The 20013-nt window shown below is 46.3% G+C and carries 21 protein-coding genes; 10 read left to right on the forward strand and 11 right to left on the reverse strand.

What is annotated here, in order from left to right; genetic code table 11:
- Window positions 1–4 precede the first annotated feature (4 nt).
- Both HW988_RS17015 and HW988_RS17020 read right to left on the reverse strand, forming a co-directional pair.
- Complete coding sequence (locus HW988_RS17015; RefSeq protein WP_181605341.1) at window positions 5–874, reverse strand: protein-glutamate O-methyltransferase CheR; 870 nt, start codon at window positions 872–874, stop codon at window positions 5–7.
- Window positions 871–3024 carry a chemotaxis protein CheA gene (locus HW988_RS17020; protein ID WP_181605342.1) on the reverse strand — a complete coding sequence of 718 codons (2154 nt, stop codon included), beginning with the start codon at window positions 3022–3024 and terminating at the stop codon, window positions 871–873. The genes HW988_RS17015 and HW988_RS17020 overlap by 4 nt, the downstream gene beginning before the upstream one ends.
- Window positions 3025–3279: 255 nt before the next feature.
- Between HW988_RS17020 and HW988_RS17025 the strand changes: the two genes are divergently transcribed.
- On the forward strand, window positions 3280–3753 hold the full coding sequence (locus tag HW988_RS17025) for a chemotaxis protein CheW (protein ID WP_246845740.1): 474 nt from the start codon (window positions 3280–3282) through the stop codon (window positions 3751–3753).
- 106 nt (window positions 3754–3859) lie between these two features.
- Here HW988_RS17025 and HW988_RS17030 read toward each other — a convergent pair whose 3' ends face one another.
- From HW988_RS17030 to HW988_RS17040, 3 genes are all read right to left on the reverse strand, one after another.
- Window positions 3860–4117: a hypothetical protein gene (locus HW988_RS17030; RefSeq protein ID WP_181605343.1), complete on the reverse strand. Its 258-nt coding sequence runs from the start codon at window positions 4115–4117 to the stop codon at window positions 3860–3862.
- 182 nt (window positions 4118–4299) lie between these two features.
- Window positions 4300–4812 carry a lactoylglutathione lyase gene (gene gloA, locus HW988_RS17035; protein ID WP_181605344.1) on the reverse strand — a complete coding sequence of 171 codons (513 nt, stop codon included), beginning with the start codon at window positions 4810–4812 and terminating at the stop codon, window positions 4300–4302.
- Between the two features lie 126 nt (window positions 4813–4938).
- A complete protein-coding gene (locus HW988_RS17040) occupies window positions 4939–6945 on the reverse strand; it encodes a transketolase C-terminal domain-containing protein (protein WP_181605345.1) in 2007 nt (668 codons plus the stop codon).
- A gap of 36 nt (window positions 6946–6981) precedes the next feature.
- Between HW988_RS17040 and add the strand changes: the two genes are divergently transcribed.
- The 5 genes from add to HW988_RS17065 all read left to right on the forward strand — a co-directional run bounded on the left by add (window position 6982) and on the right by HW988_RS17065 (window position 11483).
- The gene (gene add, locus HW988_RS17045; protein WP_181605346.1) at window positions 6982–8004 is read left to right on the forward strand and encodes an adenosine deaminase; all 1023 of its coding nucleotides are present in this window, start codon (window positions 6982–6984) and stop codon (window positions 8002–8004) included.
- Window positions 8004–8606: a DUF6624 domain-containing protein gene (locus tag HW988_RS17050; protein WP_181605347.1), complete on the forward strand. Its 603-nt coding sequence runs from the start codon at window positions 8004–8006 to the stop codon at window positions 8604–8606. Before add ends, HW988_RS17050 begins: the two co-directional genes overlap by 1 nt.
- Window positions 8607–8619: 13 nt before the next feature.
- Window positions 8620–9582 (forward strand): prolyl aminopeptidase, encoded by a 963-nt coding sequence (gene pip / locus HW988_RS17055; RefSeq protein WP_181605348.1) that lies wholly within the window; start codon window positions 8620–8622, stop codon window positions 9580–9582.
- A 222-nt stretch (window positions 9583–9804) separates the two neighbouring features.
- Window positions 9805–10668, forward strand: a complete 864-nt coding sequence (locus HW988_RS17060; RefSeq protein ID WP_181605349.1) for a trypsin-like serine protease — start codon at window positions 9805–9807, stop codon at window positions 10666–10668.
- 2 nt (window positions 10669–10670) lie between these two features.
- Entirely contained in the window at window positions 10671–11483 is an 813-nt protein-coding gene (locus HW988_RS17065) for a trypsin-like serine protease (RefSeq protein WP_181605350.1), read from the forward strand.
- Here the strand turns inward: HW988_RS17065 and HW988_RS17070 are convergent.
- From HW988_RS17070 to HW988_RS17080, 3 genes are read right to left on the reverse strand one after another with little or no spacing between them, the layout of a single operon-like run.
- On the reverse strand, window positions 11466–12218 hold the full coding sequence (locus tag HW988_RS17070; protein ID WP_181607868.1) for an alpha/beta fold hydrolase: 753 nt from the start codon (window positions 12216–12218) through the stop codon (window positions 11466–11468). The genes HW988_RS17065 and HW988_RS17070 overlap by 18 nt on opposite strands.
- Complete coding sequence (gene menD / locus HW988_RS17075; protein ID WP_181605351.1) at window positions 12215–13786, reverse strand: 2-succinyl-5-enolpyruvyl-6-hydroxy-3-cyclohexene-1-carboxylic-acid synthase; 1572 nt, start codon at window positions 13784–13786, stop codon at window positions 12215–12217. Before menD ends, HW988_RS17070 begins: the two co-directional genes overlap by 4 nt.
- Window positions 13783–14730, reverse strand: coding sequence for a chorismate-binding protein (locus HW988_RS17080; RefSeq protein ID WP_255490094.1), 948 nt, complete (start codon window positions 14728–14730; stop codon window positions 13783–13785). The genes menD and HW988_RS17080 overlap by 4 nt, the downstream gene beginning before the upstream one ends.
- Window positions 14731–14887: 157 nt before the next feature.
- Here HW988_RS17080 and aroF point away from each other — a divergent pair, with 157 nt between their 5' ends.
- The 4 genes from aroF to HW988_RS17100 all read left to right on the forward strand — a co-directional run bounded on the left by aroF (window position 14888) and on the right by HW988_RS17100 (window position 17617).
- Entirely contained in the window at window positions 14888–15721 is an 834-nt protein-coding gene (gene aroF, locus HW988_RS17085) for a 3-deoxy-7-phosphoheptulonate synthase (RefSeq protein ID WP_255490095.1), read from the forward strand.
- Window positions 15711–16433, forward strand: coding sequence for a bifunctional demethylmenaquinone methyltransferase/2-methoxy-6-polyprenyl-1,4-benzoquinol methylase UbiE (gene ubiE / locus HW988_RS17090; protein ID WP_142701653.1), 723 nt, complete (start codon window positions 15711–15713; stop codon window positions 16431–16433). The genes aroF and ubiE overlap by 11 nt, the downstream gene beginning before the upstream one ends.
- A gap of 177 nt (window positions 16434–16610) precedes the next feature.
- On the forward strand, window positions 16611–17048 hold the full coding sequence (locus HW988_RS17095; protein WP_181605354.1) for a hypothetical protein: 438 nt from the start codon (window positions 16611–16613) through the stop codon (window positions 17046–17048).
- 158 nt (window positions 17049–17206) lie between these two features.
- Window positions 17207–17617, forward strand: a complete 411-nt coding sequence (locus HW988_RS17100; protein WP_181605355.1) for a bacteriohemerythrin — start codon at window positions 17207–17209, stop codon at window positions 17615–17617.
- A gap of 57 nt (window positions 17618–17674) precedes the next feature.
- Here HW988_RS17100 and HW988_RS17105 read toward each other — a convergent pair whose 3' ends face one another.
- The 3 genes from HW988_RS17105 to HW988_RS17115 all read right to left on the reverse strand — a co-directional run bounded on the left by HW988_RS17105 (window position 17675) and on the right by HW988_RS17115 (window position 19997).
- The gene (locus tag HW988_RS17105; protein ID WP_181605356.1) at window positions 17675–18739 is read right to left on the reverse strand and encodes a branched-chain amino acid aminotransferase; all 1065 of its coding nucleotides are present in this window, start codon (window positions 18737–18739) and stop codon (window positions 17675–17677) included.
- 73 nt (window positions 18740–18812) lie between these two features.
- A complete protein-coding gene (locus HW988_RS17110; RefSeq protein ID WP_181605357.1) occupies window positions 18813–19022 on the reverse strand; it encodes a lipoprotein in 210 nt (69 codons plus the stop codon).
- A 75-nt stretch (window positions 19023–19097) separates the two neighbouring features.
- Window positions 19098–19997, reverse strand: a complete 900-nt coding sequence (locus HW988_RS17115; protein ID WP_181605358.1) for a 1,4-dihydroxy-2-naphthoyl-CoA synthase — start codon at window positions 19995–19997, stop codon at window positions 19098–19100.
- Between the last annotated feature and the right edge of the window lie 16 nt (window positions 19998–20013).

Here is a 20013-nt window from a genome sequence, read left to right on the forward strand (position 1 = left end):
CTTCTTACAGTTTTTGATAAACTGCGCGTGATAGCGGTTTCAAATGAGTGTGTTTAATATTTCCTGATTCGGAATGCCCCAAAATCAGATAGCCACCCGGCGCCAGACACGAAGTCAGGCTGTCGATCACTTTTTTTGTCGTCTCTTCATCGAAATAGATCAAAACGTTACGACAAAAAATCACATGGAACTTATGTTGAAATTCATACTTAGGACTCATCAAATTGAATTGAGCAAAGCGAACCATGTCGTGGATATTGTCTTTCGCTCTCCAATATTCAGTTTCGTTCTTTTTAACTTTTTCAAAATACTTCAGACGCTGAGCTGGAGGCAACCCCTGCATTTCGCGATCTTCATAGGCACCGATGGAGCCTTTTTTCAAAACCTGCAAATCGATATCCGTCGCCAGCAAGCGTGCCTTCATCCCCGGAATCTGTTGCATGACTTCATGTGCAGTCATAGCAATCGTGTAGGGCTCTTGACCCGTACTTGCAGCGGCACACCACATACGGATGTCAGCGCCAAACTTTTTATAAAGCTCAGGAAGTTGTTGCGCCAGAAAATCAAAGTGATTTCCCTCGCGGTAAAAGGACGTCATATTTGTCGTCAAAGCAGAGATGAACTCCGAAGTGATTTCATGATTTCCATGTTCAACCATGTCCCAATACTGCTCGTAAGATTTCAAGCCATGACGGCGCAAAAGCTTCACGATGCGGTTACGAATCAACGCATGATTTTTGGGAGAAAATGGCAAATCCACGCCCGCCAGGTCATACATGTGCTTGGCGAACTTTGCGAACATCTTTTCAGTAAGCTGAATATCTTCAAACTCATAGAGAGCGCTTACCGCTTCAGTCTTCTTGAGTGCACTCATGCTGCTGCCGCCATTCCAGATCCCTTAGAAACGGACTGCAATAATGAACCGGGTTCCAAAATTAGTACGGTACGACCGTCACCCAGAATCGCAGCACCTGCGATCTCAGGAATATCAAAGCCCGTCACGATTGGTTTAACAACCACCTGCGCCTGACCCAAGACATCATCCACCGGGAAGGCCATTTGCCCTGTCACAGACTCGATGATCACCAGCATCGTCTCTTCACGACGCGCGCTCAATGTATCTTTCACCACTGTTTCTTTGGTGCCAAACTGACTGTTCAAAGAACCCAATGTGTGTGACACATCAATCACTGGAAGCAGCAAGCCACGAATGTTTGCCACTTTGCCAGCGTTAGAAATATTGGTGTAATCCTTCGGTTGCACACGCACGATCTCGCGGATCGAGTGAATCGGAAGGATGTAGCGAGAACCATCCAAAGCCACGATGATACCGTCGGTGATCGCCGTGCTTAGTGGAATCGTCAAACGGAACGTCGTACCCACGCCTGATTTAGACATGATGTTGATCTTACCGTTGATCTTATCCAGATTTGACTTCACCACATCCAAACCAACACCACGACCGGAAAGGTCCGAGATTTTGTCAGCCGTCGAAAAACCAGGATAGAAAATATATTGGAAAACTTGTTCATCCGGAATCGCTGCCGGGTCTTGGCCCTTAGGAACGAAACCTTTTTCAATGGCTTTCGCCAAAACTTTCTCACGGTTGATACCACCACCGTCATCGATGATTTCGATAACGACGTTACCACCGTTTTGCTTTGCAGAAACCGTTACTTTTGCCGTCACAGGCTTACCGCGCTCTTGACGTACTTCACGTTTTTCCACACCGTGGTCCATAGAGTTTCTGACCAAGTGAACCAAAGGGTCACCCAAGAGTTCAAAAACTGTTCTTTCAACCTCTGTCTCCTCCCCGATCAATTGCAGATCAACGGGTTTATCCAGAGTCAAAGAGACATCGCGTACGATACGTTGAATTTTAATGAACATGGATTTCAGAGGCGTCATGCGGATGCTTAATGTTTTTTCATAAAGTTCACGCACAGCTTTATCCAACTGGTCAACGATCGCTTCCAGACGAAGATTTTCACCACTGCGAACAGTGTCGTCGTGGACCAATTGATTTTTCAATACAACCAACTCACCCACAGCATCCAACACGGAATCAACACGACCCGTATCCACTTTGATAGTGCTGTTGGCATTTTTTGCAGGAGTTTTATTACCGCCACCGCTGCCACCACCATTTTCTGATGGAGCTGGTTTTGCTTCAGAAACCACTTTCAATTTCGGAGCTTCTGCCACTGGCTGTGAAGAAGCCGTTGCTGCAGGAGAAACCGCAGGGCCGGCTGCGACAACAGGAGCGGTTTCCACGGCTGCCACTTCTGGAGTGGAAGCTTCCGCCGGAATTTCAATCGCTGCGTTTTCAATTTCACGGATCAATTCTTTTTCAGCAGCTTCCGCTGCTTCTTTCGCATGAAACTCTGCTTGGTCCTCTGGAGACAATTGCGCCAGCAACTCTGCCAAAAGATCGTGGTTCACCACATCGTCAGAAGTTTCCATGTTAGGCTTGGCTTCAGGGACGGGACAATTTGCAGCCGCTGCATCCACATGCTCAAAGAAATCATCAGGCACAGACATTTTAGGCTCATCGGCAGTCGTGGCTGCCGCTGGAGCCGCAGCTGCGGCTGCCTCTGCTGCTTTCGTGTGAGAAGATTTTTTCCCGGAAAGACTTTCCGTCACAGCCACTAATTGTTTTACAAGTTCAGATGGATCCCATGGACCACCTTGACCTTGCTGCAAAGAAGAGATGCGATTTTTCAACTCGTCACCTGCTTGCAAAAGCAAGGAGATAACATTCGAGTTCACAAGCTCTGGCTTGGAGCGAAGAAGATCCAAAAGATCTTCCGCCACGTGGGCGAATTTCGCAAGATCCGACAATCCTACCGCTGCCGCTCCACCTTTTACCGAGTGGGCCACACGGAAAATATCCGTCAGATCTTTCGCAGGATCATCACTGTTTTCTAATTTCATCATCGATTCGTCGTATTGTTCGAACATGAACAAGGACTCGTTAAGGAAATCCATCTGCAGTTCTTCAAAGAATGCATTATCGCCGCTCATTTATTTCTCCAGGGACTGTGTATTTCTAATCACTAGAGTTATCGGCAACTTAGAACATTTGCTTCTATTACGAAGGACCAGAGCAGAGGGTTGATCCGCCGATTTAGTCATAGGTCCTGAGGTCATATCTCAGCTGTCTCATAAGGGCGCGGAAATACGAATTAACAATTATTTTTAACATCCCCTTAAGTTCCCTTGAGATTTCGGCGAATAGTAGGGGGTCCAATTACATCGAAAGGCCTTACTATGAGTGAAATGTCTACAAAAGCAAAAGCTGGTCAATATCTGACTTTCCAATTGATGTCAGAGCAATATGGTGTCGCGATTGAAACAGTTCGCGAGATCAACCAGTTTGGTGAAATCACTCCGGTTCCACGCACGCCTGAATACGTTAAGGGTGTCATGAATTTGCGTGGAAAAATTATTCCAGTTGTTAATCTTCGCGTAAAATTCGGAATGGATGCTCAAGATAAAACTCGCGACACATGCATCATCGTGATCGACACTGAAATCGGTCAAGTGGGTATGATCGTAGATTCAGTTAAAGAAGTTGTGGATCTTCAGGACAACCAAATCGAACCGTCTCCGGTTCTTGGCAACCAAAGCTCTATGCACTTCGTTCGCGGTATGGGCAAAGTTGATAACAGAGTTGTTATCCTTGTGGATATCGTGGCTGCATTCTCTTCAGATCAAATGGGCCAAATGGCCCAATTCTCCGAAGCCGCTTAAAGGTACGCCGTACCTTTTGGGGGTGCGCCGCATCCTTCGTGATAAAGAATAAAAAAGGCACTGATTTCGTCAGTGCCTTTTTTTATTTGTCTCGAGAAAACAACAACTAGTCGTTGTAGTCGTCACCTTTGCAAAGATCGTTGATTTTAGAATCCAAGAATTGGATTTTTTGAACCAATGCAGTTCTTTGAGAAACCAGCTCTTCAATCACGTCTGCGTTACGAGCATCTTTGATTTTAGAGTTCAAGTAAGCGATTGTAGCTTTCGCTTCAGATTTAGCTTCGATCATTTGACCGCAAGAAGCTGCGTTTGCTTGAGATGTGAAAAGACCTGCCAAAACCAATGCGCCGATAAGTGCTTTCATTGAAACTCCTAATGGATTGTTATTTTGACCGGAAACTACCGGATGAGAGCGAAAAATTCCAATTTAATAAATGGCAATTCGTCAATGCATCCAAAAAGTTCACGATTTTCAGAGGAAAAAACAAGAATCTCTTCATTTTTTACTCCGAAGTTTAACATATGTTAAGAGTCGTTGCGGATCAGCTAAAGCAAACCTGCTTGAACAATCTCAATCCAATAGTTGTCGGGATCTTTGATGAAGGCGATATTTTTCATTCCACCCTCCCCTAAACGCTTTTGGTAAGTGACGTTCAATTTATCAAAACGCTCGCACGCGGCCTTGATATCGGGAACCGTCACGCAGATATGACCGAAACCACGAGGCTCTGTGTTGCCGTTGTGGTAAGGTGTCGTCTCTTGCTCCTCAGTGCCCCAGTTATGAGTTAGCTCTAGAACAGCTTCGCGACCGAAAGTGTATTTCGCATTCGCTTCATTTTCAGTGGGAACATTTGTGCCTTCAGGAACATATGCCAAGAAGAACAACGAGAATTTCCATTCCGCGAAATCAAGTTTGCGTACCAATTTCATACCCAAGATTCGAGTGTAAAAATCCAAAGAAGCTTTTGGATCTTTCACCCGAAGCATCGTGTGATTAAAAACGTATTTTTTAGTCTCGGCATCTGGGTTCGCACACAAGCCAGGAATATTTTCCGCCATGATGTTCTCCTTCATTCAAGTTCATCCCAGATATAGCATAAAAAAAAGGGAGAAGCGTTCACTTCTCCCTTCGAAATTATATTTACGGTATTTCGCATCGCACCCCCAAAAGGTACGGCGTACCTTTTACTTGGCGGCAGCTACGATCGCAGACGCGTCGATTTTATGCTTCTTGTACAAATCCAAAGCTGTGTATGAGCTTTGACCGAATTCGCCGTGAACGCCCAAAGACTTCACTTTGAAATCAACTTGCGCTTGCAACAATGAGTGGCAAAGCATTTGACCGAAACCACCGATCAACTGGTGATCTTCAACAGTCACCAAGCGACCTCCCGTTTTTGCCAAAGCAGCTTTCACAGTTTCAACATCGGGGTGATTTACTTTCACAACGTTTACAACCACAGAACCGATACCTTGAGCTTCCAAAGTTTTAGAAGCTTCCAAAGCTTGAAGAACCAAAGAACCTGTTGTTGCGATTGTTACAGACTTCGCTTTACCCGCTGTTGTGTCAGCCAATACTTGCGCTTTGTTCAAATCGTATTTAGTTCCAGCAACGTAAGACTTAGGGAAGTTTTCGCGTCCCAAGAAGAACACCGCACTGTTTGGAACTTTGCCAGCTTTGCGATCGTTCGCAAATTTTTCAATCACAGAATAAACAATGCTGTCAGCTTCTTCGCTGCAAGACAAAGAGTAAACATCCACGTGAGGGATCGAAGAAACCATCGCCATATAAGACAAAGCTTGGTGAGAAGCGCCGTCAGCCGCATCTTGGAATCCTGTGTGAGAGAATACTGCAATCACTGGAGCTTCGGACAAAGCACCCATTGTGATTGGCAAAGCACCTTTAGTGACACCGAACTGAGCGAAAGTATCCACCACGGGGATGTAACCCAATTTAGAAAGACCAGCAGCGGCAGAAACCATGTTTGATTCAGCAACGCCGACGTCGAAAGAATCCCCAGGGAATTCTTTTCTGAAACCAGCAACCCCTGTTGAACCTGGAAGGTCAGACGTCACGCTAAGAACTGGATAACCAGCCTTACGAGCACGGATCAAAGCAGAAGAAACACCGTTTTGGATCTTCTCGCCAGAGTCTTTAACTGCGTTGGCTTTGATCTCTGCTTCCCACTTGTTCAATTCCTCGATCCAAGTGTTGAATACAGGTGGCAGTGCTTCGCCATTATAAATTTCAGACAAGAACGCTGGCAGTTCAGACGGGCTCTTCAATGGAAAACCGTGAGCACCAGACGCAGATTCAGCCGTTTTCTTAGTTCCGATTCCTTTCACAGTTTTCGCGTGAATGGCCACTGGAACTTTAGGATTTGCTTTGGCTTTTTCAACAGCTGTTGCAATAGCATCGTAACACTTTTGCAAGTCATTGCCTTCAGGCAACGAAATCACATCCCAGCCCAAAGTTTTCAAAGAAGCAAATGTGTGAGACATCGAGAAAGATTCATTATCGATACGACCAGAAAGTTTCGTGTTGTTATCGCTGATTACCATCACGAATGGACCCATCTTACCGTGAGCCGCAAGACCCGGAATCGCTGCGAAAGCTTCGCGCGCTTCACCTTCCATGCTGGCACCGTCAGAGATCGCTGTGATCGTCACACGGTTTTTACCAGACAAAGCTTCACCCATCGCCAAACCTTGAGTTTGCGGAAGAGCAGAACCCAAAGGGCCATTCGAAACGAAAACGCCCTCAGGGAAACAGTGAACTTCACCGTGACCTGTCAGGCCTGATTCGATCGAACGGAATTTTTTAAGACTGTTCAAATTAAGACCTGCTGTTTGGTAGTTTGCTTTCAAAGCATACAAACCGTTTTCACAGTGACCAGCGTCGTTCACAACGTGGAACAAATCATACCAAGGCTTGTTTTCTTTTTGAGCTTGATCAAAAACAAGACCATGCATTGCGGACATCAACTCTGCGAAAGCTGCAGGACCGCCATAGTGCGAAGCCGCGCCGCCAAGCACTGCATTCATGTCCATCAAGGACACAAGCGCACGCGTCGAGCGAGGATCAGCCACCGGAATGGATCTGCCGTCTTTGCTTTTAACAAAGCTTTTGAATTGAGGTTCATGAGTCGGGTTGCCAGCCAATTTTGATTTGATTTGAATAGGTTCAGTCATAGAATATGTTCTACTTCCAGCGCAGAGGAACATCAAATGCAAAAGCTATATGCACACAACATTCGCGATCTTTTAAAAGTAGAGCTTCATCGTCACTTGGACTGCTCGGTGCGTTGGAGTACATTAGTCGAATTGGCACCTCAAGTTGGCATCAATCTGGCACCCACTTCAAAGCAACAAAAAGAGCAGTTTTTAATTACCGAGCCCATGAATGATCTGGGAAGTGTATTGAATAAGTTCCTCAATGCTCAAAAAGTTCTGGCGAGCGAAGAAATCCTCACGCGTATTGCTTTTGAAGCCTGCGAAGATGCTTACAACGATGGCATTCGCCTGCTGGAACTGCGTTACGCGCCCACTTTTATTGCAGAAGGCCACAATTTCCTGACTTTTGAAAAAATCCATCAGGCTTTAAACAAGGGCGTAAAGATGGCGCAAAAGAAATTTGCCATCGCTGTCGGACTTATCTGCATCGTGCAACGAGTAAAACCATTCGCAGTTGCGGAAAAAGTTGTGGATTTCGCCATAGACAACAAAGACAGCTTTGTCGCTCTGGATCTGGCTGACAACGAAGAGGGCTTTGACCCGAAAGTATTTGCTCCACTTTTTCAGAAAGCAAAAAAAGCGGGTCTGCATATCACCGTTCACTCAGGTGAAACACCGAACGATCAAGCTGCGAGCTGGGTCAAAGATTCTGTTGAAATCCTGGGAGCAGAACGTATAGGTCATGGCATTCAAATCGTGCGCAATCCTGAGGTTTTAAATTTTATCCGCGATCGCAAGATTCCGTTGGAAGTTTGTCCGATCAGTAACTACCTGACTCAATCATTTAAAACTTACGAAGAGCATCCGATCCGTCAGCTTTTAAATGCGGGTGTTTTGGTGACGGTCAATTCCGATGATCCAGGAGTATTTGCGACGAACTTAAGTGACGACTATGAAGTTCTTCATCGCGTGCATTCCTTCACGACGGAAGATTTCAAGCGCTGCAATCAAATTGCCTTCGACGCAAGCTTCATTCCAAAAGCAGAAAAAGAAAAATTCAGAAAGGATTTTTTCTAATGGCCACTGATTGGAAAGCGATTGCCGAAGATATTCAGCACATGATGAGAGAGGATACAGCGGTTCGCGAAGTCCTGGCTTCAACAGGAGAACTTTTTCACGGTTACGCCCCCGCGATGGAGAAAGTTCACCTAAAGCACGCACAACATTTGAAAACCCTGATTGATGAACACGGCTTCCCCACGATCTCTAAAGTCGGCCGGGATGCAGCGATTGATGCGATGAGATTGATTTTGCATGCGATCAGCTGGCCTGAATTCATGCGTTCGATGGAAGCGATCACGGTGGATTTAGCCAAAGCTGGCGAAGTTCCAAAAGATTATGTCGCTAGACTGATAGATCGCATTCGTTTCTATGAAGGACGCAAACAAATCTATGGAACCAACGCGGACTGGGACGATAATGGAATTTTGCGCATCACTGATGTGGAAGACGAAAGCAAACTGAACGCACGCCGGGCCGAAATGGATTTACCTCCCCTGGAAAGCCTGGTGATCACTCCGCTGGATGGAGATTTTCATCCCGCCGATCCCAAGAAGCGTCACGAAGAATATGTGGCATGGACTCTAAAAGTGGGATGGCGTACAGTCGCTATGCCCTAGCAAAGGATCAGAAATGGAAAAACAAACTCTTCGCGATTTTTACCCACCAATCGAGCCATACAACAAAGGCTTTTTAAAAGTTTCAGATATTCATAATCTTTATTTTGAAGAGGTTGGAAATCCTGCTGGTAAACCCATCGTGTTTTTACACGGCGGTCCTGGCGGTGGTGTTGCTCCTGATCATCGTCGCTTCTTTGATCCGAAAACTTATCGCATCATTTTGTTCGACCAACGTGGGTCAGGCCAATCCACTCCTTGCGCTGAACTTCGTGAGAACACAACGTGGGATCTGGTTGCAGACACCGAGCGTATTCGCGAGCATTTGAAAATCGACAAATGGGTTGTCTTTGGCGGGAGCTGGGGTTCAACACTGGCTTTGACTTACGCGATTAAACATCCCGAGCGCGTGAAAGCTTTGGTTCTGCGCGGAATTTTCCTGTGCCGTCCTTCAGAAATTAAATGGTTTTATCAAGAAGGCGCTTCTCAAATTTTCCCTGACGTATGGGATGAGTATTTGAAAGTGATTCCTCAAAACGAACGTCACGATATGGTGACGGCTTACTATAAACGCCTGACTCATGAAAACCGCGACGTGCGCTTAGAGGCCGCGAAAGCCTGGAGTAAATGGGAAGCTGCAACTTCTCGTTTGTATATTGATGCTCACGCGATCGAAGAGTTCGATGATCCAGATTCTGCGTTAAGCTTTGCACGCATCGAGTGTCACTACTTCACAAACAATGCGTTTTTTGAAACCAATAACTGGATTTTGGAAAACGTAAGCAAGATCCGCCATATTCCTGCATGGATTGTTCAAGGCCGTTACGATGTGGTGTGCCCGGCGACTTCGGCGTGGGAACTTCACAAAGCTTGGCCGGAAGCCAAATTCCAAATGATCCCCGATTCAGGTCACGCGGCCGCCGAACCTGGCACCCGTTCTGCCTTGGTCGAAGCCACAGATGCCTGTAGATCGCTTTAATTCGTTTTAGCGACCCGACGACTGCATTTTTTTCAATATGAGGAGCGGGAAATTGTTTCCCGGTCCTTATTTGATCTTTCAAATTCCGTGAACTTCAGGTTATATGGCTCAACGCATCATTTCTTTGGTGATGCAATTCCTGGGGGAAAATTGGGGTCTTTAAACCGCTGTTTCTTATTCCTAGCACTCTGCACTTTAAGCGCCTGCTCGCAGGCACTTAAGATGCCACTTTCCAAAAAGAAAACAGATTCTGCCATCATCGGTGGTGAAGTTGTCACAGGCCGTGATTTGACTTCCCAAAGCGTTGTCGGTGTTTTGACCCAAAACAAACAAACCGGTGATGTTGAAATTTGCAGCGGAACTCTTTTAAAAAACAAACTTGTTTTAACAGCTGCTCACTGTGTCTCTGATCCAGAAGGCAATCTTAGCGTTTCAGTAGTTTTCGATAACGTGATCAGCCCGACGGGTAATACCATCACGGCCATTCGTGCGGTTTCTCGCACAGCGATTCCTGCATGGTGGGGCGCTGAAACGCATTTAGAAACTGATACAGGTGATATCGCTCTTCTACAGTATGTCGGCGATACTCCCAGTGGCTACGCACCGATCACGGCCTTGGCTTCCGAGGAAGACCTTGTTAACAATAAGCAAATTCTGATTGCTGGTTTCGGCGTAAATAAAGTGACGACGAAACCTATAGACGTAAACACATTCCCGGATTTGATCGGAGCTATTCAGTCAGGTCAAGTCAGCTGCAAAGACCCCGTTCGTCTGCAAGGCTGCGTGGAAGTATCTATGGAAGGTGCTGGGACATTAAGACAAGCCACTTCCAAAATTAAAAACAACCGTTATTCCAGCTCTGAAATCGAAGTCGCTCCCCAATCCGGCAATACTTGCCATGGTGATTCGGGTGGCCCGGCGTTCATCGTAAAGAATAATAAATTGTATCTATGGGGAGTGGCCAACCGCTCTGCCAATAACAGACTTACTGATTGTTCAACGAATTCAGTCTATGCAAGTGTGCCTTTCTTTAGAGAATGGCTGAACCTGGCAGCGGCAAAACTTCAGGAAGAATCAGTAAAATAGTTATGAAAAAAAACATTTTCCTGATCCTGACTCTCGTATTGTTAAATGGCTGCCAACCTGAAAACCCAGCTATCGATTCAAACGTAGATGAAGTGACTGAAGAAATCGTCGGCGGAAGCACCGTATCTCGGGTTGATTCCATCTCAAAGCACTTGGTTTTTATTTACAGCAACCGTGATTCTTCATATTGCACAGGCACAATCATTTCAGAAAATCTGATTTTAACAGCGGCTCACTGTATTAAAAATACGTCTGACACTTTAGTTCTTGGCTTTGGTTTGGATCGTTCCAAGGGCACAATGCAGGCTCGAACCAGCAACGGCATGGTTAAACACGTCGCTTATAAAGCGAATCTAACAGCGGAACGCAATGATATCGGTTTGATTTCATTTTCCGGTGGTTTGCCAGAGGGTTTTGAACCCGCCCCCCTCGCGAATGCGAAAATATTCGCCAAAGTAAAATCAGAAATCATCGCGGTTGGCTATGGCCGGGTGAAAGGCGTTCGCAACGTTTCCCCTGATGACAGTGGCTCTGGTCGTCTTCGTAAAGTGACATTGAAAATTCAATCCAAGTCTGCAAACGGCAAAGCTTTTGAGGTCAGCCAACAAGACGGTCGAGGCATTTGCTATGGCGATTCCGGCGGTCCCGCTTTCGTCAAATCAAACGGTCAGTATTACCTTGTGGGAGTGACTTCCGCAGTGCTTTGGTACAAACCCAAAGATTCCGTCTATGACTTGTGTAAAGAGCACTCGATGTTCATGGATGTGAAGTTTTATAAACCGTGGATCAACGCCCAATCAGGACAATTGCTGTAGGATTTGTTTGATTTTTTCTGCGACTTCGCGGGGACGATCAAACAGCACACGGTGAGAGGCATCTGGCGCCACCACATAATCCAAGCCCGTCTGGTGATGCAGACTTTGCGTCATCGAGACAAACTTTTCGTCTTTCTCTCCGACCATCCACATTACTTTTTGTCTTAAGGCGCTGATGATATTGCGCATGTTTTGTTGTTCCGCTAAGGACCATCTGGTCAACGCAAGACTTAGGAACTCACGATTATAGTCTTTTTCCAAACGAACCGGCTCACTGCCACCGCCGAATACAGGCTGGGCATTCCAGTTTCTCATCACCATATCCCACGGAGCTTTCAGAAACTCCTCTGCCCAATAGGAATCATTCAACCAGCGTTGACGGCGCTGTTCAGAACTTGGATCAAAATGTCGTAAATTATCGTCAAAGCCAGGATTGGTAGAGATCAATAAGGCTTTGAACCATTGAGTGGGATTTTGTGCGAGTGCTTGTAAAGCCAAGCGACCACCCAAAGAATAACCGACAATCACATTGCGACCAGTGTTTTTGGTTTCGTCATAAACCCAGTCATTAAAGTTTTCGGCCCATTGATCAAAACCATGTACGGAGTTGAGCTCATCGTCTTTGAAATAGTCAGGAGTATAGATGCGCAGATTCGACACCGGAGGAAGAGAAGCTTTTACTGCTTCCCAATCCGAGGGTCTGCCTAAGAATCCGTGTAAAAGAAAAAGGTTCACTCTTTCCAAAGGGTTTCGATTTCCTTCCAAAACTGCTGGGTCTCATTCCAATCAGGGACCATCTCAATAACTTGAAGATTGTCCAGTTCCAAACTCGTGGGAACAGTATGCCACTTTTGATATGACCAATTCCACATTTTTGCCCACGATTCGAATGAAATTTCGTGCTTATTCAGGAAAATCTCTTTCTTGAACATCCGTGAGAAGATTTGGCCACCACCATTGTTGATTACAACTACTCGTAATTTCTGCGCTTCTAACTGAGAAGTTGCCCAAAGTGCCGAAAGATCATACATCGCAGTCAGATCCCCGACCAGACACCAGTTCTGTGTATCTGTGTGCGCCCAACCGAGGAAAGTCGAGATCTGCCCGTCTATACCATTTGCTCCACGATTTGCTGCCACTCTCAATGGAGAACTATCTAAATCAGCACATGAATCCCATTCACGAATTGGCAAAGAATTTCCAAGATAAACAGAGTGACCCTTCATATGTTTGGAAGCCGCATAGATCATGCCTTGTTCAGACTTAGGATATTTCTCAAGCAATGACTTCATTTGTTGGGTGCGAGATTCATCTTCCATTGCGATCTGATAGTTCTCTCTGTGAACAGAGGCGAACTCCACCTGGCTGAGCAAATCCAGCGAAGGGCAATGGTCTACCGGACGACTTAAGCCCGTATAGTGATTGAATCCGACTGAAAAAACGGGAAGCTCGCGATAACGATCTTCAAGATCACGCCACAGACGAATGGTGGGAATCCCTCCAATTCGCAAAATGGAGTCACAGGTTCCAGACTTTAAAAGTTTATGAATCATCTGCTCGCCCGAGCGAATTTGCAGATCCTTTAAATCAGGATGCCCGCGAAGACTGGAAATACCTTCGGCATACACAGGAGCTTTGTACTGTTTTAAAAAATCCAAAACAGTGCCATAAGCTTTCTCTGGCAAAATCCCCACCAGCACCAAGGGTTTGTGCGTGTTAAGGAAATCCTCTAACTGCTTTAACATGCCCATCGGTAATTGACCTGGAAGTTTTGTTCTTTCCGAATTTGCTGCAACTTTGATTTGCGGAACAGGTCCATCAATCAACGGCTCTTCGAAACAAACATTCACGTGAATGGGTTTTTTCCACGATAAACTTTTGAACGACAAATGCGAATTTTCAGCATCGATGTCCAACGCCACTTCGTTGTAGTAAGAAAAAATACCGACTTGCTCAATCGTTTGCGGAGCACCGGAACCACGATAGCGCTTAGGACGATCCGCAGTGATCATAATCAAAGGTAAAGAAGAATAAGTCCCCTCAACTGCGGCTGGCAAAAGTTCTGCAACGGCAGTTCCTGAGGTGGTGAAAATTGCCACGGGACGACGGTACCCGGCAATGCGACCCAAAGCGAAGAAAGCGGCAGAACGCTCCTCAAAGAAAGAATAAACCTTCAGGTTTTTGTTTTCATCCAGGATGTGAACCAGAGGACTGTTGCGGGCTCCAGCACAAAGAATGAATTCACGAACGCCGGTGTCCACCAGCTCTTGAATAACTTTTGCCGCCAATTCCATGTTTGTCATACGTTAAGCCCCAAAATCTTTCTTACAGACAGGCGTTTTTGAAAGAGTTCCCGCCACTCTCTGGAAAATTCACTTGCCGCTACAATGCCGCAACCAGAACCAATCATAGATTCGTTCGAACTCCACTGCAAATTCCGAATCGCCACAAGACACAGAGCCTCCTCTGCGCCAAAGAACGCAAAGGGTGCTCCATAACCACGGCGGCCCTCCTGACCTGGTAAAGTCTGCATCCAACCGTAACCGGCTGCACGCGGGGCGACTCCCAATGCTGGTGTCGGATGAAGCTCCATCACCAGTTCGCGGAAATCAGGGCGTTGATTGCACTTCACCTGAAAATCAGTTTTCAAGTGAAACAGTGTTGGCAATTCCAGGATCATCGGACCCTGACTTTGCACGTCTCCCCATTGCTTTAGGCGTTGGGAGAGATCTTCAACCACCAGATGATGCTCTTGCATTTCTTTTTCATCAAGCAACAATGATTGGCGTTCCGCCTTGTCACTCTTGGGACACGTACCCGCGAGCGCCATCGTTTGCAGGAAACCCTGCTCGTAACTGAAAAGTGTTTCCGGAGTGGCTCCCAGAATGCCTTGACCCTTTTGCCAAAAACCAAAGACGTACAAAGTCTCTGGGGCCGACAACAAATTCAAAATCATTTGCGCGCGTTCCGCCGCCGTCACTGTCTGCGACGAGCGCGCAAAGATCACGGGCACTGCTTTTTGAATTTCATTTTTTGCGATCTTGCCTTGGATCACCTCAAGGTCTTTTTGGAAGTCGGACTCTGCCGGTTCACTCCACTGGGCCTTACTTAGGGGGCCTTGGGGACGCGGGTTTACGGCCAGGTAGTTTTCCAGCAGGGATTGGAGTTCTTGGGTGCTCAAAGTGTTTTGGGCAGTTCCCCACCACAGAGGGTGTGAATCCTGCTCATAGAAATCAGGGCAAAACACTGAAATCTCTGCACTATTGGCAGATTTTACAGGGCTAAAAGGACCCTCAATGAGAGTCCACTGCCCCTTATGGCGCAAGAGGGCCCCCGAGTCCAAAAAGTTTGTAATGCCTAGAGGCGATATGCTATGTTTGCGATCCACAGTGAGAGTTCGTAATATGGAAACGCAAACTATGCAAACAAGTCCCTCAACCCAAATCGTCAATGTTGGCGGGTTTAATATTGGGGGTCCCGAATTCACGGTCATCGCCGGTCCGTGCTCTATCGAAAGCCACGCTCAATTTCTTGAGACCGCTTCCGGTGTTAAAGCTTCTGGCGCACACTTGCTTCGCGGCGGTATCTGGAAAATGCGTACGTCCCCGACAGCCTTCCAAGGCTTGGGCAATTCCTCTTTCGATATCGTTAAAGATGTTTGCAAACAGCTCAATATGAGCCTGGTTTCCGAAGTCACTGACATCCGTCAAATTGAAGAAGTTTACGACATCGTGGAATGCTTCCAGGTGGGTTCTCGCTCTATGCAGAACTACGAACTTTTGAAAGAGTTGGGTCGCCAAAACAAACCGGTTCTTTTGAAACGTGGTTTGGCTGCTTATATCGAAGAATGGGTTAAAGCCTCCGAATACGTGATCAAAGCTGGTAACAACAATGTGATCCTTTGTGAACGTGGTATCCGTACTTTCGAAACAGCGACTCGCAACACTTTGGATTTGAACGCTGTGGCTTTCGCCAAGAAAAATACAAATCTTCCAGTTATCGTGGATCCTTCTCATGCAGTGGGTATTCGCGCATTGGTTCCTGATTTGGCTTACGCAGCTGCGGCTGTGGGAGCTGACGGCATCATCGTGGAAGTTCATCCTCGTCCAGCAGAAGCTCTTTCTGATGGTATGCAAGCCCTGACTTTGCAGGACTTCGAAATGATGATGAGAAAACTTGAAAGAATCCTAGTCGCTATCGATCGTCCTCTACACAAGGTGACAGCACATGCACACTGAGAATCAAAAACACTCTCCAAATCCTGAAATCATTCGCAGCATGTTCTCTAAAGTGGCGGCGAACTATGACAAAGGAAACAATGTGCTTTCCATGGGTGTTCACCACTTGTGGAGAAAAAAATTGGTTAAATATTCTGGCGCGAAATTGGGCGACAGAGTTTTGGATTGCGCAACGGGTACTGGTGATCTGGCGATCGAATTCAAACAGCAAGTGGGTTCTGCGGGTCAGGTAACAGGAACTGATTTCTGTGCCGAGATGTTGATCCCCGCTCCAGGTAAAGCAGCTCAGCGCGGTTTGGATATCAAGTTTGAACAGGCTGACGTGACTCAACTTCAGTATGCTGATGATTCATTCGATATCTCTTCCATCTCTTTTGGTATTCGCAACGTTGGCAACCCGGTGAAGGGTTTAAGCGAAATGGCGCGCGTGACTAAATCTGGTGGCACAGTGATGGTTTTGGAGTTCGGCCAAGTGAACATTCCGGTGTTCGGCGCCCTTTACAATTTCTACTCACAAAACATTCTTCCAAAAATCGGTGGCTTGGTAACTGGTCAAAAAGATGCTTACGAATATTTGCAAAAGTCTTCTGCGGCTTTCCCTTGCAAAGAAGGCTTCCTGGATTTGATGAAACAAACCGGCGCTTTCTCCCACACAGAGTACATCACTTTGACAGGTGGCATTGCGTACATCTACAAAGGCACAGTTAAGTAATCTGCTTCATGCATAACGTAAAAGTCTAAACTACTTCGGCGAAGCCGAATAGCAAGACAGCAAAGGCGTTCCACAAGGACGCCTTTTTTATTTTGTTTTCAAGGCCTCTAAAATTTGACTCCGACTTCAGTTCGTTGAACAGTAGTCAGCAAGTTGATTCGAATAAAGGAGTCCCTGATGAAATGGATGGCTTTGGTTTTGATGTTTGCAGTTGGTTCCACAGCAGTTGCCAGTGAACTTTGTCCTTCCTCTGAAGATTACGAAGCTCAAGGCTGGGTTGTGCACAATCCAGAAAACTTTGCGAAACTTGAAAAGACTTTCGATACGATGCTATCTGCCGGTCAAAAAAACGGTCAGATCATCGACGACATGAGCGGTCACATGGTAACTGGCGATCTTGATAATAAAGAAATCATGCTAGCTGTGAAGTCTTACGAAGATCTGCGCACACCAGACATGGTGATGTACGGCGACCACGCAACGTACACTCATTTGGAAACTCAAGAGCGTGTTGAGATCCGTTGGTTCAATGGGAAAAAGAATTTAGTGATCAATCCCAAGTACATCAAATGCATCACGGGACAGCCGCCAGTGGCCGAGAATGTGATCCTGTAAAAAACCTCCACCCGGGGTAGTAAGAAGGCTGAGTGATCCTCAGCCTTTTTTGATAGTTAACTCGCATCCGAATGAAAAATCGCGAGATACGATCTTTGTCATATAGAGTTCTTCCGACCTACCGAAAAGCATAGTGAAATAAACCTGCGAGGTGCACTATGTCTGACAATTTCTTTAAATGGGACCAGGAACGTCTCACAACTCACGTCGATGCGATGGATAACGAGCATAAAAAATTGATCGATATCATGAATCGCCTGTACGACCGCTATGAAGCGAAAGCGACGAAACCAGAATTGCAATCCATCGTTCGCGAATTGGCTTCCTGGACAATCACCCATTTCGAACATGAAGAAAAATTCTTTGATACTTTGGATTACTCGCAAGCTTCGGTTCATAAAAAAATTCATAAGGATTTGATCGAACGCTTGAAAAGCCATGCTGCCGAGTTTGATAAAACAGGCGTACTAACGCCTGCATTCTTCCAATTCCTGAAAACCTGGCTGACAGCCCATATTATGGGAATCGATACCAAGTATGGCGTCATTGCCGCTCAGAAGTCTGCTTAAGAAACTAAAAAGGCTGGTTCATCACCAGCCTTTTAGTTTGAATCTTTGAGGGTCACATTAAACGAGTGGAGAAATCCAGTTCATTGAATCTTTCACTGTGCCTTTTTGAATCCCCGTGATTTCGTTATAAAGCTCAGTACTCAATGGACCCGTTTCGTTGCCATTGATCATCCAGTCTTTTTCATTGTAGTGAATCACGCCAATTGGTGAGATCACTGCCGCTGTTCCAGTACCGAATGCTTCCTTCAACTCGCCTTTTTCCAGGCGTTCAATCACCTCTGTGATTGTGATACGTCTTTCGACGATCGGAAGATTTTTCTTCTTCAAAACTTGAATGATTGCATCGCGCGTCCCTCCGGACAAGATGCTGCCGTTTAAAGCTGGAGTTACGATCTCGTTATTGAAAACAAAGAACGCATTCATAGTACCGACTTCTTCGATACCCAAACGCTCCACATCCAACCACAAAACTTGAGCATAGCCCTTTTGTTTCGCTTCCAAAGCCGCTTTCAAACTGGATGCATAGTTCGCACCGGCTTTCACCGCGCCCAAGCCACCTGGAGCTGCACGCAAGTATTTTTCTTCCGTCCAGATTTTCACTGGTTTTGCGCCTTCAGAGTAATATGAACCCACTGGAGACAACAAAATAAAGAATGTCGTTTCACGAGAAGGACGAACACCAAGGAAAGCCTCCGTACCGATCAAAGTTGGACGGATGTACAAAGAAGTATTTGGACCATGAGGAATCCAACGCTCGTCAACTTTCGTCAATTCATGCAAACCTTGCATGAAAAGCTCCATAGGCGGAGCTTGGAGACACATACGCTCGGCACCCTCAACCAGGCGGTTGTAATTGAAATCAGGGCGGAAGAACACAACCTTGCCATCGTTTTGGCGAAAAGCCTTCATACCTTCGAAAAGCGCCTGACCGTAATGAAATACCGATGCCCCTGGGTCCACAGAAATAGGGCCATAGGGAACGATCGAAGCCTCATACCAACCTTTCCCTTCCGCGTACTTCGCCACAAACATGTGGTCTGTGAAGTACTGACCAAAACCAAGTTGATCAGACGGAGGAAGAGCCTTCGGGGATTTCACGAGAGTTGTAGAGATATTTGTCATGAGACTGTGGTACCTAATTTCAATCCATCGGTCAAACCGCAGTGCCCGTGAAATGCATTTGTGGCAGTTTTTTCTATGCGAGCATCACTAAGAAATAAGGGCTTGGCCCCACTAAGGGAGCCCGTCCACCCATCACATCCAATTGACGGCGGCTCATAGTGACATCTTGGCTTTGTGCTTGGGGTTCCGGTGGTTTTGGTGGTGGAATTTTCGGCTGCTCTCGAGTGGGACAACCCGATAAAACCAGAGTCGCAAAAAAAAGGAGGAGATAACGCCGTTTCATGGCTTTATTCTCCTCCCACTAAATAAGAATTTGTACTTAATTAGGGCTGTTTTTTAATAGCCCCAAAGCGCATTTTTAGTAATGCCAAGGGAACTTTGAGAAATCTCTTTCACGTTTCTCGACGAAAGCTCCACGGCCTTCGACTGCTTCTTCTGTACCGTAAGCCAGTCGAGTCGCTTCTCCTGCAAACAATTGCTGCCCCACCAGACCATCATCGATCATATTGAAACCAAACTTCAACATGCGCATTGCTGTTGGGCTTTTTGTATTCATTTCTGCAGCCCACTCTAAAGCGACCTTCTCAAGATCTTTATGCGGGATCACGGCGTTGACCATACCCATTTCAAAAGCTTCTTGTGCAGAGTAATTGCGCCCCAGGAAGAAAATTTCACGGGCACGTTTTTGACCTACCATGCGCGCAAGGTAGGCTGAACCATAACCGCTGTCGAAGCTTGCGACATCTGGATCAGTTTGTTTAAAGATCGCGTGCTCTTTACTTGCCAGCGTAAGATCGCAAACAACGTGCAAAGAGTGACCACCACCGACAGCCCAACCAGGGACTACGGCAACCACGATTTTAGGCATAAAGCGAATCAAGCGCTGAACTTCCAAAATATGCAAACGACCCAAACGAGCCAAGTCAGCTTTGCCAGAGGCTTCTTTGTCTTCGTATTTATAACCGTCTTTACCACGGATTCGTTGGTCCCCACCGGAACAGAAAGCCCAACCCGCGTCTTTCGGAGAAGGTCCATTTCCTGTGATCAAAACCACACCGACATCAGGAGTGATACGAGCATGCTCCAAAGCCATGTACAATTCATCCACAGTTTGTGGACGGAAGGCATTGCGAACTTCAGGGCGATTGAAAGCGATACGTACCGTGCCCTGATTTTTGGCACGGTGATAAGTGATATCTTTAAAATTAAAACCAGGGACTTCAGTCCACCATTCAGGTGTGAAAATATCGGAAACCATATAACCCCCAAAAGGT

Origin of the sequence: Bdellovibrio sp. KM01 (assembly GCF_013752535.1) — a bacterium.
GTDB lineage: Bacteria > Bdellovibrionota > Bdellovibrionia > Bdellovibrionales > Bdellovibrionaceae > Bdellovibrio.